The sequence below is a fragment of the Pseudomonas sp. dw_612 genome, from assembly GCF_018449725.1.
Classification (GTDB): domain Bacteria; phylum Pseudomonadota; class Gammaproteobacteria; order Pseudomonadales; family Pseudomonadaceae; genus Aquipseudomonas.
Genome location: NZ_JAAVVC010000008.1, coordinates 253703 through 267730, shown reverse-complemented (window position 1 = coordinate 267730; position 14028 = coordinate 253703). Strand labels below are relative to the sequence as shown.

General features: G+C 60.8%; 16 protein-coding genes. 2 read left to right on the top strand and 14 right to left on the bottom strand.

Annotation, left to right across the window (positions count from 1 at the left end; translation table 11 throughout):
* Nucleotides 1-44 precede the first annotated feature (44 nt).
* On the bottom strand, nt 45-236 hold the full coding sequence (locus tag HB680_RS15550; protein WP_213939498.1) for a DUF2188 domain-containing protein: 192 nt from the start codon (nt 234-236) through the stop codon (nt 45-47).
* A 211-nt stretch (nt 237-447) separates the two neighbouring features.
* Here HB680_RS15550 and HB680_RS15545 point away from each other — a divergent pair, with 211 nt between their 5' ends.
* Nucleotides 448-810: an NUDIX hydrolase gene (locus HB680_RS15545; protein ID WP_213939497.1), complete on the top strand. Its 363-nt coding sequence runs from the start codon at nt 448-450 to the stop codon at nt 808-810.
* A 5-nt stretch (nt 811-815) separates the two neighbouring features.
* Here HB680_RS15545 and HB680_RS15540 read toward each other — a convergent pair whose 3' ends face one another.
* The 8 genes from HB680_RS15540 to HB680_RS15505 all read right to left on the bottom strand — a co-directional run bounded on the left by HB680_RS15540 (nt 816) and on the right by HB680_RS15505 (nt 8524).
* Entirely contained in the window at nt 816-1589 is a 774-nt protein-coding gene (locus tag HB680_RS15540) for a 1,6-dihydroxycyclohexa-2,4-diene-1-carboxylate dehydrogenase (protein WP_213939496.1), read from the bottom strand.
* A 185-nt stretch (nt 1590-1774) separates the two neighbouring features.
* Nucleotides 1775-2788 carry a benzoate 1,2-dioxygenase electron transfer component BenC gene (benC, locus tag HB680_RS15535; protein WP_213939495.1) on the bottom strand — a complete coding sequence of 338 codons (1014 nt, stop codon included), beginning with the start codon at nt 2786-2788 and terminating at the stop codon, nt 1775-1777.
* Between the two features lie 10 nt (nt 2789-2798).
* Nucleotides 2799-3287, bottom strand: a complete 489-nt coding sequence (benB, locus tag HB680_RS15530; protein WP_213939494.1) for a benzoate 1,2-dioxygenase small subunit — start codon at nt 3285-3287, stop codon at nt 2799-2801.
* A complete protein-coding gene (benA, locus tag HB680_RS15525) occupies nt 3284-4648 on the bottom strand; it encodes a benzoate 1,2-dioxygenase large subunit (protein ID WP_213939493.1) in 1365 nt (454 codons plus the stop codon). The genes benB and benA overlap by 4 nt, the downstream gene beginning before the upstream one ends.
* Before the next feature lie 280 nt (nt 4649-4928).
* Nucleotides 4929-5888: an AraC family transcriptional regulator gene (locus HB680_RS15520; RefSeq protein WP_276572263.1), complete on the bottom strand. Its 960-nt coding sequence runs from the start codon at nt 5886-5888 to the stop codon at nt 4929-4931.
* Nucleotides 5889-6093: 205 nt separating this feature from the next.
* Nucleotides 6094-7023 carry a catechol 1,2-dioxygenase gene (gene catA / locus HB680_RS15515; protein ID WP_213939492.1) on the bottom strand — a complete coding sequence of 310 codons (930 nt, stop codon included), beginning with the start codon at nt 7021-7023 and terminating at the stop codon, nt 6094-6096.
* Nucleotides 7024-7074: 51 nt separating this feature from the next.
* On the bottom strand, nt 7075-7365 hold the full coding sequence (catC, locus tag HB680_RS15510) for a muconolactone Delta-isomerase (RefSeq protein ID WP_054053539.1): 291 nt from the start codon (nt 7363-7365) through the stop codon (nt 7075-7077).
* Between the two features lie 10 nt (nt 7366-7375).
* Nucleotides 7376-8524 (bottom strand): muconate cycloisomerase family protein, encoded by a 1149-nt coding sequence (locus tag HB680_RS15505; protein WP_213939491.1) that lies wholly within the window; start codon nt 8522-8524, stop codon nt 7376-7378.
* Between the two features lie 127 nt (nt 8525-8651).
* Between HB680_RS15505 and HB680_RS15500 the strand changes: the two genes are divergently transcribed.
* Nucleotides 8652-9536: a LysR family transcriptional regulator gene (locus tag HB680_RS15500; protein WP_213939490.1), complete on the top strand. Its 885-nt coding sequence runs from the start codon at nt 8652-8654 to the stop codon at nt 9534-9536.
* Between the two features lie 118 nt (nt 9537-9654).
* On the opposite strand, the gene HB680_RS15495 is transcribed toward HB680_RS15500, so the two are convergent.
* The 5 genes from HB680_RS15495 to HB680_RS15475 form a co-directional block, all read right to left on the bottom strand.
* Nucleotides 9655-9897, bottom strand: coding sequence for a DUF1652 domain-containing protein (locus HB680_RS15495; RefSeq protein ID WP_054053533.1), 243 nt, complete (start codon nt 9895-9897; stop codon nt 9655-9657).
* A 100-nt stretch (nt 9898-9997) separates the two neighbouring features.
* Entirely contained in the window at nt 9998-10897 is a 900-nt protein-coding gene (locus HB680_RS15490; protein ID WP_213939489.1) for a polysaccharide deacetylase family protein, read from the bottom strand.
* Nucleotides 10898-11045: 148 nt separating this feature from the next.
* Complete coding sequence (locus tag HB680_RS15485) at nt 11046-11354, bottom strand: hypothetical protein (protein ID WP_213939488.1); 309 nt, start codon at nt 11352-11354, stop codon at nt 11046-11048.
* Complete coding sequence (locus tag HB680_RS15480; RefSeq protein WP_213939487.1) at nt 11351-12715, bottom strand: acyclic terpene utilization AtuA family protein; 1365 nt, start codon at nt 12713-12715, stop codon at nt 11351-11353. The genes HB680_RS15485 and HB680_RS15480 overlap by 4 nt, the downstream gene beginning before the upstream one ends.
* Nucleotides 12715-14007 (bottom strand): citrate:proton symporter, encoded by a 1293-nt coding sequence (locus tag HB680_RS15475; RefSeq protein WP_213939486.1) that lies wholly within the window; start codon nt 14005-14007, stop codon nt 12715-12717. Before HB680_RS15475 ends, HB680_RS15480 begins: the two co-directional genes overlap by 1 nt.
* Nucleotides 14008-14028: the final 21 nt, after the last annotated feature.

Genomic DNA, 14028 nt, shown 5'->3' with positions numbered 1-14028 from the left:
AAAAAAAAGCCCCGACACACGCCGGGGCTTCATCTCGACATCGACTACTGGCTACGAACCGGCCGACTTGCGCGTGCCTTGTAAGCCGGCAGGGACGCGGCGAATGCCAGTGCCTCTTCCCGGCTGCCAAAAGCGCCCAACCGGTCACCTTTGGTGCACACCCGCCATGGGCCGTGGTTCACGCTGAGTACGTCGTAACCGTTCATGTGCATCTTGGTCAGCATCGCAATGCTCATAGTCACCTCCTTTTGGGCAGTGAAAATCAAAGATTGACCGGCCTACCTTACACCCGCCCCCGGCGCGGGTGCCGACCAGACGTCGCGACATCGGGTGGCACTTTCGGCTTGCACGGTAACTCCAACCCTTGAAACCGCCGAAATACGGGGCCTCGGCCCGAATATTGCAGTTTTATGACTGTTTTATGACAAACGGGCAATCAGGTAACACATGAAAGTACGCGCCACCGTTATTTGCGAGCAAGATCGACACGTCCTTCTGGTGCGCAAGCCCAGGTGTCGCTGGACCTTGCCCGGCGGAAAGGTCGAGCCTGGCGAAACCAAAATGGACGCCGCCGTGCGGGAACTGGCGGAGGAAACCGGCCTTGGGGTCGACGGCATGCTGTACCTGATGGAACTGGAGGACGGCAGCACCCGCCACCATGTTTATGAAGCGTCGGTAGTGAACCTGCATGAAGCCCGGCCGCTCAACGAGATTATCGATTGCATGTGGCATCCGCTGGACGCGGTCCAAAACCTGAAAACCAGCGACGCCACGCTGCGGATCGTCAAAGCGTTTCAGCGTCGCCTATAAGGTGCTCAGCCCTGATCGCCACCGCCCACCGGCATGATCATCCCGGTGATGTACGAGGCCTCGTCGCTGGCCAGAAACAGGATAGCGCTTGCCTGCTCATTCAGAGTGCCGTAACGCTTCATCAGACTGCTGTCGAGGGTCTGGTCGACGATCTGCTGATACCAGACCTGCTCCTGGGAGCTTTGCCCGGTACTGTTGCGCGGAATCACTCGCGGTGGCGCGTCGGTTCCGCCGGGCGCCGTGGCATTGACCCGAACCCCACGCCCGGCGGTTTCAAAGGCCAGGCACGCGGTCAGCGCATTCACCCCGCCCTTCGCTGCGCCGTAAGGCACGCGATTGATGCTGCGGGTGGCAATGGAGGACACATTGACGATGGCGCCGCTGCCCTGCTCCAGCATGAACGGCAGCGCGGCATGGCAACACCACAGTGTCGGGAATAGTGAGCGACGGACTTCGGCCTCGATCTGCGCCTCTTCGTAATGTTCGAAGGGCTTGGCCCAGATTGTTCCGCCGACGTTGTTGACCAGTACATCCAGGCGCCCAAAGCGCTCGACGGCAGTTTTCATCACGCGACTGCATTCGCTGTACTGCTCAAGATCGGCGGTCAGCGCGAGCCCCTGATGGGTCTGGCCCAATTGCTGTTGCACCTCGAATATCAGCTCCGAACGATCGACCAGTATCAATCGCGCACCCTCTGCCGCCATTCGCTCGGCAACCCGCCGGCCGATGCCTTGGGCGGCGCCGGTGATCAACACGACTTTTTCCTGAAACCTGTTCATATATCCCTCACTTGCACAAAACGCGATCTGTAGCAGCTGGCGAAGCCTGCGTTCGGCTGCGAAGCAGTCGTAAAACCTGGGCACGAGGTCTTCCTGGAATACCGCGTCGCCTGATACCACGACTGCTTCGCAGCCGAACGCAGGCTCCGCCAGCTGCTACAAAAAATAAGTTGTGGCGAAGATAGTCACGCCGCGCTGGCGGCAAATTTCTCGTAGAAGAAATTGGCCGGCGCGATGCCCTGCTCGCGGATGAACTGGCTGACCGCCTCGACCATCGGCGGCGGACCGCACAGGTAGACATCGACGTCGCCATCGTTCAAATGCCGGGGCTCGATGTGTTGTGTCACGTAACCCTTGAGCGGGTGCTGGCTGTCGGGGTTGGCCACGCAGGCGCTGAAGCTGAAATTCGGGATGCGTGCGACAAAGGCCTCCAGTCGATCCAGCTCCACGAGGTCGAAGTCATTGGTCACGCCGTAGATCAGATGCAGCGGCTGTTCACTGCCCTGTTCGGCAATTTTCTCCAGCATCGCGGTAAACGGTGCCAGGCCGGTGCCGCCCGCCAGCAATAACAGCGGTCGGCGGATTTCGCGCAGGTAGAAACTTCCCAACGGCCCGGCCATGGTCATACTGTCGCCAGCCTTGGCCATGCCGGTGAGGAAGCGGCTCATCAAGCCGCCGGGCACGTTGCGAATCAGGAAACTGACCTCGCCGTCACGCTGCAACGAGCTGAAGGAGTACGCACGGGTCTGCTCGCTGCCGGGCACTCCGAGGTTCACATATTGCCCCGGCAGAAACGCCAGTTTGCTCAGGGCCTCGCCCTTGATCGACAGCGCAATCGTGCTGTCGGACAACTGGCGCAGGTTGCTGATGGTGGCTTCAAAACTGGCCTGACGAGTGCGGCAGACATCCGACGACACCGGCACCCGCACCACGCAATCGCTTTGGGCGCGCATCTGGCAGGTCAGGACAAAACCCTGCTCGGCTTCTTCCGCACTGAGCGCATCTTCGATGTACTCCTCGCCCAAGTCGTAACGACCGGCCTCGGCAAAACATTTGCAGGTGCCGCACGCACCGTCACGGCAGTCCAGCGGAATATTGATGCCCTGGCGGTATGCGGCGTCGGCCACGGTTTCGCCGGGGTTGGCGTCGATGAACCGGGTGACGCCGTCTTCGAAACTGAATGCGATGGAATGAGTCATGACGGCCGCCTCACAAGTGGTAAACGTCGATGACCTGGCGAACGTAATCGTTCTTCAGGATCACTTTCTTGGCCTTGATCAGCGGGTTTTCACCACGCACATCGAGGGTGTAGAAACTGCTGCCGAAATAGCTGTCGACGGTCTTGTAGCGAAAGCTCAGGGTGTGCCAGTTGAAACGCACCTTGCACAGGCCATCAGCGTGTTCGAGCAGCTCGATATTGCTGATGTTGTGCGAGGTGCGGGTGTCCGGAATGCTCGCGCTGGAGCGCTCGGTCTTGATACGGAAGATGCGGTCTTCCAGGCCGGTGCGGTTGCCGTACCAGATCAGCGAGATTTCCCGTTGCGGGTCTTCGGTCAACTCGTCGTTGTCGTCCCAGGACGGCATCCAGAACGACGCATCGGCAGCGTACAGTTCCAGCCAGTCGTCCCATTGTTTGTCGTCCAGATAGCGCGCTTCGCGGTAGAGAAAATCCCGCACGGCTTCATGAGTGATGGTCATTGCACGCCCTCCACGGGGATCCGCTCGGACTGCTCGGCGGCCAACGCCTTGAGCATCGTCTGCTGCCAGTATTTGTGTTGCAGCACGAACAGGCCTTCATCCTCGGTGCGCACACCGCTGAGCAGCGGATGCAGGTCGATTTCCCTGGCCGCGTCGTCGGCGCCTTCGACCCAGTGTTCGGCACCGCGGGACATGTCGTTCCAGGTGGTGACGCTGCCCTGATAGCCGGTCTGGCAGGAGCGGAACTCCTCCAGATCGTCCGGCGTGGCCATGCCGCTGACGTTGAAAAAGTCCTCGTACTGACGAATCCGGCTTGACCGCGCACTGTCGCTTTCACCCTTGGGAGCGATGCAGTAAATGGTGATTTCCGTGCGGTTGACCGAGATCGGCCGAGCGATGCGAATTTGCGAGCTGAACTGGTCCATCAGGTACACGTTCGGGTACAGACACAGGTTGCGCGAGTTCTCGATCATCCAGTCGGCGCGGGGCTGGCCGAAATCACGAGCCAGCTCGTCGCGACGTTCGAACAATGGGCGGTCCTCAGGGTTGGACCAACGGGTCCAGAGCAGCATGTGGCCTTTATCGAAAGAGTAAAAACCACCGCCCTGCTTGGCCCAGGTGCCGGCGCTCATGGTGCGAATGTCTTCACCGGCCTCGCGTTGTTTACGCTGGTTCTGGGTGGCCGCGTAGTTCCAGTGCACCGAGCTGACGTGGTAACCGTCGGCGCCGTTTTCGGCGGTGAGTTTCCAGTTGCCTTCGTAGATATAGCTGGAGGACCCGCGCAGCACTTCCAGGCCATCCGCGGACTGGTCGACGATCATGTCGATGATCTTCGCCGACTCGCCCAGGTGTTCCACCAGCGGTACCACATCAGCCTTGAGGCTGCCGAACAGGAAACCGCGATAGGACTCGAAACGCGCAACCTTGGTCAGGTCGTGGGAGCCTTCACAGTTGAAACTCGCCGGATAGCCCGCTTCGGCCGGGTCCTTGACCTTGAGCAACTTGCCGGAGTTGTTGAACGTCCAGCCGTGGAACGGGCAGGTGTAGGTGCTTTTGTTGCCGGTCTTGTGCCGGCAAAGCATGGCACCGCGATGGCTGCAGGCGTTGATGAACGCGTTGAGTTCACCGGTCTTGTTGCGCGCGATAAAGATCGACTGGCGGCCCATGGTGGTGGTGTAGAAATCGTTGATATTGGGGATCTGGCTTTCGTGGGCCAGGTACAGCCAGTTGCCTTCGAAGATGTGCTGCATCTCCAGGTCGAACAACCGCGGGTCGGTGAACATCTCGCGCTTGCAGCGGTAGATGCCGTGTTCTTTGTCGTCTTCCAGCAGGGAGTGAAGGTATTCGGGTCGCAGGGACATGGCCGCCGCCTCCATTGTTTTTATTCAGGCAGGGCCATGCTAGGACGGGGAATTGAGGTGGACTATCCGATGGGTGCAGACCTTTATCCGTTTACTGCAAAGATTGATACGCACGCACCTGTAGCAGTTGCCGAGCCTGCGAGGCTGCGTTCGAGTGCGAAGCACTCGCAAAATAACCCGCGCGGTGTTTCAAGCAGACCGCATTATTTCGATTGGCGAGCGCTTCGCACTCGAACGCAGCCTCGCAGGCTCGGCAGCTGCTACAGGGGATTTACGGTACTCAGTGTCGGCGCTTGAGGGTATCGGACGGCAACTCGCCAAACTGCTTGCGATAGCTGTCGGAAAACCGTCCCAGATGCAGAAAGCCGTAATCCATCGCCACTTCCGTGACATTGCGCACGTTGCAGGTCGGGTCGCTCAGGCTGGCGTTGATGCGTTCGAGGCGCTTCTGGCGGATGTAGTTTTTCGGCGTGGCCCCGGCGTTGCGTTCGAACAGGCCATACAGCGAACGCACACTCATCCGCGCCTGACGGGCCAGTGCTTCGCTGTCGATGTCTTGCTTGAGGTTGCGCGCGATGTAATCGGCAATCATCTCGAAGGTGGCCGACGGCGAGCCGAGGCTGATACGGCTCACGTTGGTTTTCATCAGACTGAGCATCTTGCTGACGATGATTTGCGCGTAGTGCTCCTGCACCCGAGGTATCTGCTCGGTAGCCTCGGCCTCCTGACAAATCATCGCCAGCAGATTGACGAAACCTTCCAGTTGATCGAGCTGATAACGGTTCTCCAGGAATCGCACGCCCTGCCCCGGATAACCCCAGCGTTGCTCATCGCACACTGATTCCAGCAACCGGGTCGGGACTTTGAGGATGAATTTTTCGCAATCCTCGGAATACGTCAGGTCCACCGGATCATCGGGGTTGATCAGCAGCAACTCACCGGGTTCGAAGTAATGTTCCTGGCCATGCCCGCGCAACAGGCAGTGGCCGCGCAGCAAGACTTGCAGGTGATAGATGCTGTCGAGCGCACCCGACGTGACTCGCACACTGGCGCCGTAGCTGATGCGGCACAGGTCAAGGCTGGCGAACTTGCGGTGATCGAGACTGGCCAGCGGCTGGCCGGCACGGGGCATCAAGAGGCAATGGTTGCCGACGTGTTGATTGACGTAACCCGACACCGCGTATGGGTCGGCGTGGTCGAATATTCTGCTGCGCTGACTCAACAGTTGCGCGTGCATCATCGGATCACTCTCGTTGTTGTGTGTAGGGGGGGAACCCCTGTGGGAGCGAGCTTGCTCGCGAAGGGGCCGTCACATTCAACATCCTTTTCGCCAGACGCACCGCTTTCTCGAGCAAGCCCGCTCCCACACTGGATTTGCGTCGTACACACCACCTGAGGTCATCAAGGCGCCCCTGCAATATAGAATCTCCCCCAGGCGTGCGCTGTCAGTCTTCGAGTGCGCGCACCCGCTCGACGCGTTGCTGTTCATCAGGCTGGGCGGATGATTGCAAGGTGAAATCGAAGTCGATTTCGGCAAACCGACCACTGACACCATACGCCGCCGCCCGTTGCGGATCGTCGCTGAAGGTGATGTGAGCAATCAGCTCATCACGGGTGGCATAGGCGAAATCGTCGTGCAGGTATTTGTCGCCGTCGAGGTTAATCTGGGTGGTCAGGTGACGATGGTCCGGCGCCGAGATAAAGAAGTGGATATGCGCCGGGCGCTGACCATGACGACCCAATTGATCGAGCAGTTGTTGGGTCGGACCGTCCGGCGGGCAACCGTAGCCCGACGGCACGATGCTGCGAAAACGATAACGACCCTCGGCATCGGTGACGATGCGCCGACGCAGGTTGAATTCCGATTGCGTGGCGTCGAAGTACGAATAGGTGCCACCGGTGTTGGCGTGCCAGACATCCACCACCGCCCCGGCCAACGGTTCGCCGGCGGTATTCAACACCTGGCCTTGCATGAACAACGTCACGCCCGGATCGACGCCGTCATCGAGCCGCGCCTCACCTTCAGACAGCGGCGCACCAGCCACATACAGCGGCCCTTCGACGGTGCGTGGCGTGCCGCCAGACTTGCCGGCCTGCTCGTCTTCGGCGTCCATCAACAGGTCGAGGTAATGTTCCAGTCCGAGCCCGGCCACCAACAAACCGGCCTCCTGACGCGCACCCAGCACGTTGAGGTAATTCACGGCTTTCCAGAACTCTTCCGGGGTCACGGCCAGGTCTTCGATGATGTTCACCGAGTCCCGCAGGATGCGGTAAACCAGCGCTTTGACCCGAGGATCACCGGCGTCGTTGAGCAGGCCGCTGGCCTCTTCAAGAAACTTCTGGGCACTGGCAGTGTGGGAAATCTTGACGTTCATGGGGGTTCCTCATCTTGTAGTTATAAGCGTAGCGAACTGAACGGGCCGGGTTCAGCGGTCATCCTCGCGAATGGAAGAAGGATGCCGGCACAGCGCATCGATCTCGATGGCCATGTACGGAAACAGCGGTAACTGCATCAGCAGGTCGTGCAGTTCCTGGACGCTGTCGACATCGAACACGCTGTAATTGGCGTAGTGCCCGGCGATGCGCCACAGGTGCCGCCACTTGCCCTGCTCTTGCAGGCGCTGGGCCAGGGCTTTCTCGTCGGCCTTGAGCCGGGTGGCCAGTTCGGGATTCATGTCGAGCGGCAGGTTCACGGTCATTTTTACGTGGAACAGCATGATGCTCTCCTCAGGCTTGATAAACGGCAGTGGTTGACCTGTCGCGACGGAAAAACGCCAGGCGTTCTGCATCCAGACTCAGGCCCAGGCCCGGTGTTTTCGGCACATGCAGTTCAAAATCGCGATAGATCAGCGGTTCGCTGAGAATGTCTTCGGTCAGCAGCAACGGACCGAACAGCTCAGTGTCCCAGGCCAGTTTGTTCAGGGTGATGAAGGCATGGGCCGAGGCCAGCGTGCCGATCCCGCCTTCGAGCATGGTGCCGCCGTACAGGCCGATACCAGCCGCTTCGGCAATCGCGGCGGTTCGCAGCACTGCGCGGGGGCCGCCGTTCTTGGCAATCTTCAGGGCGAACACTGAAGCGGCACCTTCGCGGGCCAGGTTGAAGGCGTCTTCCACGCACTCGATGGATTCGTCGGCCATGATCGGCGCCGGGCTGATCGCGTTCAGACGCACCATGCCGGCGCGGTTGTTGCGCGAGATCGGTTGTTCGATCAGGTCGATGCCGTTGGTGCCGAGGATTCGGCAGGCGCGCAGTGCCACCGATTCATCCCAGGCCTGATTGACATCGACCCGCACACTGGCGCAGTCACCGAGGGCTTTCTTGATCGCGATGACGTGGGCCAGGTCGCGGTTGACCTCACCGGCACCGATTTTCAGTTTGAAGATGCGGTGACGCCGCAGGTCGAGCATTTTTTCCGCTTCGGCGATGTCTTGTCCGGTGTCGCCGCTGGCCAGGGTCCAGGCGACCGGCAGTGCATCGCGAACACGGCCGCCCAGCAGCTCGCTCACCGGCAGGCCAAGGCGTTTGCCCTGAGCGTCGAGCAATGCGGTTTCGATTCCGCACTTGGCAAACGTATTGCCCCGAATGCTGCGCTCCAGACGCAACATCGCCGCATTGATGTTGCTGCTGTCCTCACCGATCAGTAGCGGTACGAAGTGTTGGTCGATGTTGGTCTTGATGCTGTCCGGGCTTTCATTGCCATAGGCCAGGCCACCGATGGTGGTGGATTCGCCGATACCTTCGATGCCATCGGCGCAGCGCACACGAATGATCACCAGGGTCTGGTTCTGCATGGTGTGCATCGCCAGTTTGTGCGGGCGGATGGTCGGCAGATCGACGATGATCGTCTCGATCGATTGAATGGCTGTTGCACGCATGTCGATACCCGTCAGGTTCTTAAAGTTCTGAATCGGATTCTCATACGGCTTTTCCGTGGCGGCCAATATAGAATTGGTCTGGCTTGATACCTTAAAGGTATGCAACTCGCCAGCATTTGGAGGCCCCATGGAACTGCGTCATCTGCGTTATTTTCAGGTATTGGCTCAAACCCTCAACTTCACCCGCGCCGCCGAGCTGTTGCATATTGCGCAGCCGCCATTGAGTCGTCAGATCCAGCAACTGGAAGACGAACTCGGGGTGCAGTTGCTGGAGCGTGGGCGACCGCTGAAGCTGACCGACGCCGGGCGGTTTTTCCATGAGCATTCGAGCGCGCTGCTGGAGCAACTGGGCAAGGTCTGCGACAACACGCGGCGGATCGGCCTGGGGGAAAAGACTTGGCTGGGCATCGGCTTTGCGCCGTCAACGCTCTACGGCGTGCTGCCGGAACTGATTCGGCGCTTGCGCAACCACGAGCGCCTGGAGTTGGAGCTGGGTCTGTCGGAAATGACCACCCTGCAACAGGTGCAGGCGCTCAAGGCCGGGCGCATTGATGTGGGTTTCGGGCGCATCCGCATCGACGACCCGGCGATTATCCAGACCGTGCTCACCGAAGATCGCCTGGTCGCCGCCCTGCCCGCCGGCCATCCGCTGCTGGCCGGCCCCATCAGCCTGCGCGAACTGGCGAAGGAACCGTTCGTGCTCTACCCCGGCAACCCGCGACCGAGCTATGCCGACCATGTGATTGCCCTGTTCGAATCCTATGGCGTCAGCATCCACGTGGCGCAATGGACCAACGAACTGCAAACCGCGATTGGCCTGGTGGGCGCAGGCATCGGCGTCACCCTGGTACCCGCCTCGGTGCAATTGCTGCACCGCGACGACATCGGCTTCACCCCCCTGCTGGAAAACAACGCCACCTCACCGATCATCCTCAGCCGACGGCTGGGCGATGTATCACCGGGATTGAGCCATTGTTTGCAGATAATTGATGAGCTGGTGCCACGGCACTGAATCAGAACCCGGTACCCGGAACCTAATGTAGGAGCTGCCGAAGGCTGCGATCTTTTGATTTGGCTTTTAAAAACAAGATCAAAAGATCGCAGCCTTCGGCAGCTCCTACATGTATCTTTTAACCGGCAAACGCCCGGCGCCCCGCGCGCATTTCGGTGCGAAGTTCGCCAATCAGGTTGGAAATATCGCGAACCGTGGTCAGTTGCGCGGGTGAAACCCCGGTGAGCAACAGATCGATGCGTCCGGTCGCCGGTTCGAAGACCTTGATCCGTAGCGTGCCGTCGGGGTTAACCGAGCAGTCGCACGACAGTGGCTGAAATCCGGATGTCACGATGCGACAAAGCTCTGGAATCGAAACCATGACGGGGCCCTCCATGGCGATTGATTGGATTCAACCCCATCAGCGTAGATTCGCTTTCGCCACCCTGCACCCACGAACGACAAAAATTATTGGCGAGCCCTCAATGGCTATCGCCATCCCACAGCCAGTTCCAGATGCCCGGCAATTGCACCGGCTCCGCACTTTCGGTGACGGTACGGGCCATGGCCGCGCGCAGCAATTGGCCCTGATCGTCATAAAACGGCTTCGGCGCGGTTTTCACCCCGGTGGCATTGGCGCTGTCGAGCAGGATTTGCAGGTATTCGCGGGTATGCCGGGCGGTGTAGCGATTGAGGTCGTGGAAGGTCACCACCACCGGAATCACCCCGTCCACCGTGGGCAGTTCACCTTGGGCGATACGTTCACGGATTTCCGATAACTGCCGCAGCATGTTCGCCCGGCGCCGGGGGCTGGCGTTGAAACCCCAGATCTTGCCGTCATTGGCGCTCACATCGGTCAACAACACGTGCATGCCATGCCGTTGATAGGCGGCGAAGGTGCGCTTGTCGTAATTCCAGAACGGCGGCCGCACCAGGCTCGGCGGCGCGCCGGTGATCGCAGTAATGTCGGCGCTGCCCTTGCTCAGGGACTGTTCCAGGTCTTCAGGGCTCAACGAGCGATGGTTGGTGTGGAAATGGGTGGCCGTGTGAAAACCGAGGATCTGCCCTTCGGCATGCTCGCGCTGCATGACTCGTCGACCGATGTCGCTGTCGCCGGCCCGTGGCGCGCCGGTCTGGACGAAGAACACCGCTTTGATGTTCGGTTGCAGCGGGTTTTGCGCGAGACCATCGAGCACGGTGTCAGTCGGATTCCAGAAGCTTGAGGCGCTGGGGCCGTCGTCGAAGGTCAGCAGAAAACGGATCGGTGGCTGGGTTTGCAGACGTTGTTGAGTCTGCGGCGTCAGTTCGATGGGCGATGCGATGCAGCCCGTCAACCCGATTGCCAGGGCCAGCGCCGATAGAACCTTGAACAGATGCGTCATGTTTTGCCTTGGGCCAGACCGTTGCGGTCGTCACGTTAATGGCAAAAACCCCTCGCCCGGTGATCCTCCAATGAGCCCGCAGATGGCGGCGGGCTCAGGTTGGAACAGGGTACACAGTTTTGGTTCAAGTGCCGCTATATCAGGTGTTTCATAGCGCCAGATCGAGCAACGCCGCCCCCAGCGCCTTGCCGTGGGCGTCGAGGGCCAGGGAGCGGGTGACGCCACCGCGCAAGATGCCGGGCAAGACAAAATTCAGCGCGTGGACGTTGGGCAATTCATAGCGGCGCACCGGCGGCCCCTGCGGGTCCAGCAACTCGGCGAAATGCGCGGTGACCCGCTCCACCGTCAGCCACTCACGCAACCGTGGAAAGTCGTCGGACCGGAAGGCAATCACCGAAATGTTCGAGATGTCGCCCTTGTCGCCCGTGCGGGAATGGGCCAGTTCACGCAGTTTCATGCCAAGTCCTCCGAATGAATCTGCAACGTGACGGCATCACGCGGCAACAACAGCGACGCCACCGCGACCACCTGACGCACCGACTTGCTGGCCCCGCCACCGCCGTAAGGACCGTTGGTGTAGAGGGTTTCCACCTCATTGCCGATCCGCACGGCCTCGGCGCGATCCGCACAACGGGCGGCGACTCGCAGGCGCACTTCCCAAGGCTCACTGTCCGCCCGCGAACCCAACTCAACACCGTGCAAGGCATCGACACCAATCAACTCGGCACGAATCTCCTCAAACACCACACCGGTCAGCTTCAAGCGTTCCAGAACCACCTCTCGCGCCAATCGCCCTCGCGCCAGCGCGCCCGGCCCGCCATAGGACATCTGGCCTTCGCCGATCCAGCCATCCAGATAACCCACCGAGACTTTCAACGACTGCGGTCGCGCCCGGCCGTCAGCACCTGACGCCAGCACCCGGTCCGGCCCTTGAACACTGAACGACACACCAGAAAAATCGGCGCTGACATCCGGCGTGAGGTACGCCGCCGGGTCATGCACTTCGTAGATCATCTGCTCGGTGCAGGTCGCAGTATCGATGCGCCCACCCGAGCCGGCGACCTTGCTGATCACTGCCCGCCCCGAAGCATCCACTTCGGCCAGCGGGAAGCCGAGGCGCGCCAGATCCGGCACGTCCTTGAACCCCGGATCGGCAAAATACCCGCCGCTGATTTGCCCGGCACATTCGAGCAAATGCCCGACCAGCGTACCGCGCCCCAACCGCGACCAATCGTCCGCCGCCCAGCCGAATTCGAACATCTGCGGCGCGAGGAACAGCGACGGGTCCGCCACGCGACCGGTGATTACCACGTCGGCATCGGCGCGCAAGGCCTCGATAATGCCATCCACGCCCAGATAGGCATTGGCGGAAATCAGATGCTCGCCGAGGGAAGCCAAGGTCTTACCGTTATCCAACGTCTGCGATGGATCGCCCAGTAGCGTCGCCAGCACATCGTCGCCGGTCAGCGCGACCACTTTCAGGCCTGACAAACCCAACTCTCCAGCGATGCGCCGCACTTCCTGCGCCGCCGCCAGAGGATTGGCCGCGCCCATGTTGGTGATCACCCGCAAGCGCCGACGCTGCCCCTCAACGCCGCGCCCGACAAAGGGCAACACCCGGCGCATGCGCTCGCCCAGCAGTGGATCGAAGCCTGCTTGCGGATCGAGCAACCGCGCCTGTTGCGCCAAGGCAATGGTGCGCTCGGCCAGGCATTCGAACACCAGGTAATCCAGGTCGCCGTGCTCGGCCAGTTCGATCGCCGGCTCGATGCGGTCGCCGGAGTAACCGGCACCGGAACCGATGCGTAAGGTTTTCATCAGAAGACTCCAAAGAGCAGCGCGGTCAGGGTCATCAGCACCGAGGCCGCGAACAGAAACGGGATGGTGAAGCGCTGGTGGTCCGCCAGCTCGATCTTGCACAGGCCAACCAAGAGAAAGGTCGCCGGGGTCAATGGGCTGACCGGGAACCCGGTGGTATGCACGCCCAGCAGTGAGGCCTGGGCCACTTGCAGCGGGTCGACGCCCAAGGCACGGCCGACTTCAGCCACCACCGGCATGATGCCGAAATAGAAGGAATCGGGATCGAACAGCAGGCTCAGGGGCATCGAGATAAAGCCCACCACCATCGGAATCAGCTTGCCGTGCCCGGCGGGAATCTGCGCCACCGCGACTTCGGCCATGGCTTTGAGCATGCCGCTGCCCTGCATGATCCCGGTGAACACCCCAGCCGCGAGAAGAATGCTGGCCATGGTCAGCGCGGTTTTGGCATGGGCGTCGATGCGCGCACGCTGGGCATCGACGTTCGGGTAGTTGATGCACAGGGCCAATACGGTGCCGAGCATGAACATCACCACCGGGTCGACGACCCCGGCAATCATCACGCCCATCACCACCACCGTCAGCACCAGGTTGAGCCAGAACAACCGTGGCTTGCGCAGGGCGATTTCAGCCTCGGTCAACACCCGTTGCGGCATCACGTCCACCACCGCACCGGCGCCCAGACCCAGGCGTTTTTCTTCGCGGCGGCCCAGGAACCATGCGCAGGTGAAGACGAAGATAAGGCCGACAATCTGCACCGGAATCAGCGGTTGAAACAGGTCGGCCACCGGCACATGCAAGGCTGCCGACGAGCGCAAAACCGGGCCAGTCCAGGGCAAAAAGTTGACCCCGGCCGCCATCGCCGTGACACAGGCGAGAATGCGTTTGTCCATGCCGAGCCGCGTGTACAGCGGCAGCATCGCCGGGATGGTCACCAGAAAGGTCACCGCTCCGGAACCGTCCAGATGCACCAGCAACGCCAACAGCGCGGTGCCCATGACGATGCGTGTCGGACGGGTGCCGACGCGTTTCAGGATGCGGTCGATGATCGGGTCGAGCATCCCGGCGTCGGTCATCACGCCGAAGAACAGAATCGCGAACACAAACATCCCGACTACGGGGGCGACGTTCTTGATGCCGGTAATGATGAAGGCGCTGGTTTGCAGGCCGAAGCCACCGAGCAGCGCGGCGATGATCGGCAAGGCGATCAGGGCCACCAGGGGCGACAGGCGTTTGCTCATCACCGCGACGAGCAAACAGAGAATGGTGATGACACCGAGTGTGGCAAGCATGGGCAGGTCCTGTTCGGCATT

Bases quoted from the DNA above. Each gene is read 5' to 3' on its own strand.
- HB680_RS15550 (WP_213939498.1), bottom strand. From the start codon at position 236: ATGAGCATTGCGATGCTGACCAAGATGCACATGAACGGTTACGACGTA.
- HB680_RS15545 (WP_213939497.1), top strand. From the start codon at position 448: ATGAAAGTACGCGCCACCGTTATTTGCGAGCAAGATCGACACGTCCTT.
- HB680_RS15540 (WP_213939496.1), bottom strand. From the start codon at position 1,589: ATGAACAGGTTTCAGGAAAAAGTCGTGTTGATCACCGGCGCCGCCCAA.
- benC (WP_213939495.1), bottom strand. From the start codon at position 2,788: ATGACTCATTCCATCGCATTCAGTTTCGAAGACGGCGTCACCCGGTTC.
- benB (WP_213939494.1), bottom strand. From the start codon at position 3,287: ATGACCATCACTCATGAAGCCGTGCGGGATTTTCTCTACCGCGAAGCG.
- benA (WP_213939493.1), bottom strand. From the start codon at position 4,648: ATGTCCCTGCGACCCGAATACCTTCACTCCCTGCTGGAAGACGACAAA.
- HB680_RS15520 (WP_276572263.1), bottom strand. From the start codon at position 5,888: ATGATGCACGCGCAACTGTTGAGTCAGCGCAGCAGAATATTCGACCAC.
- catA (WP_213939492.1), bottom strand. From the start codon at position 7,023: ATGAACGTCAAGATTTCCCACACTGCCAGTGCCCAGAAGTTTCTTGAA.
- catC (WP_054053539.1), bottom strand. From the start codon at position 7,365: ATGCTGTTCCACGTAAAAATGACCGTGAACCTGCCGCTCGACATGAAT.
- HB680_RS15505 (WP_213939491.1), bottom strand. From the start codon at position 8,524: ATGCGTGCAACAGCCATTCAATCGATCGAGACGATCATCGTCGATCTG.
- HB680_RS15500 (WP_213939490.1), top strand. From the start codon at position 8,652: ATGGAACTGCGTCATCTGCGTTATTTTCAGGTATTGGCTCAAACCCTC.
- HB680_RS15495 (WP_054053533.1), bottom strand. From the start codon at position 9,897: ATGGTTTCGATTCCAGAGCTTTGTCGCATCGTGACATCCGGATTTCAG.
- HB680_RS15490 (WP_213939489.1), bottom strand. From the start codon at position 10,897: ATGACGCATCTGTTCAAGGTTCTATCGGCGCTGGCCCTGGCAATCGGG.
- HB680_RS15485 (WP_213939488.1), bottom strand. From the start codon at position 11,354: ATGAAACTGCGTGAACTGGCCCATTCCCGCACGGGCGACAAGGGCGAC.
- HB680_RS15480 (WP_213939487.1), bottom strand. From the start codon at position 12,715: ATGAAAACCTTACGCATCGGTTCCGGTGCCGGTTACTCCGGCGACCGC.
- HB680_RS15475 (WP_213939486.1), bottom strand. From the start codon at position 14,007: ATGCTTGCCACACTCGGTGTCATCACCATTCTCTGTTTGCTCGTCGCG.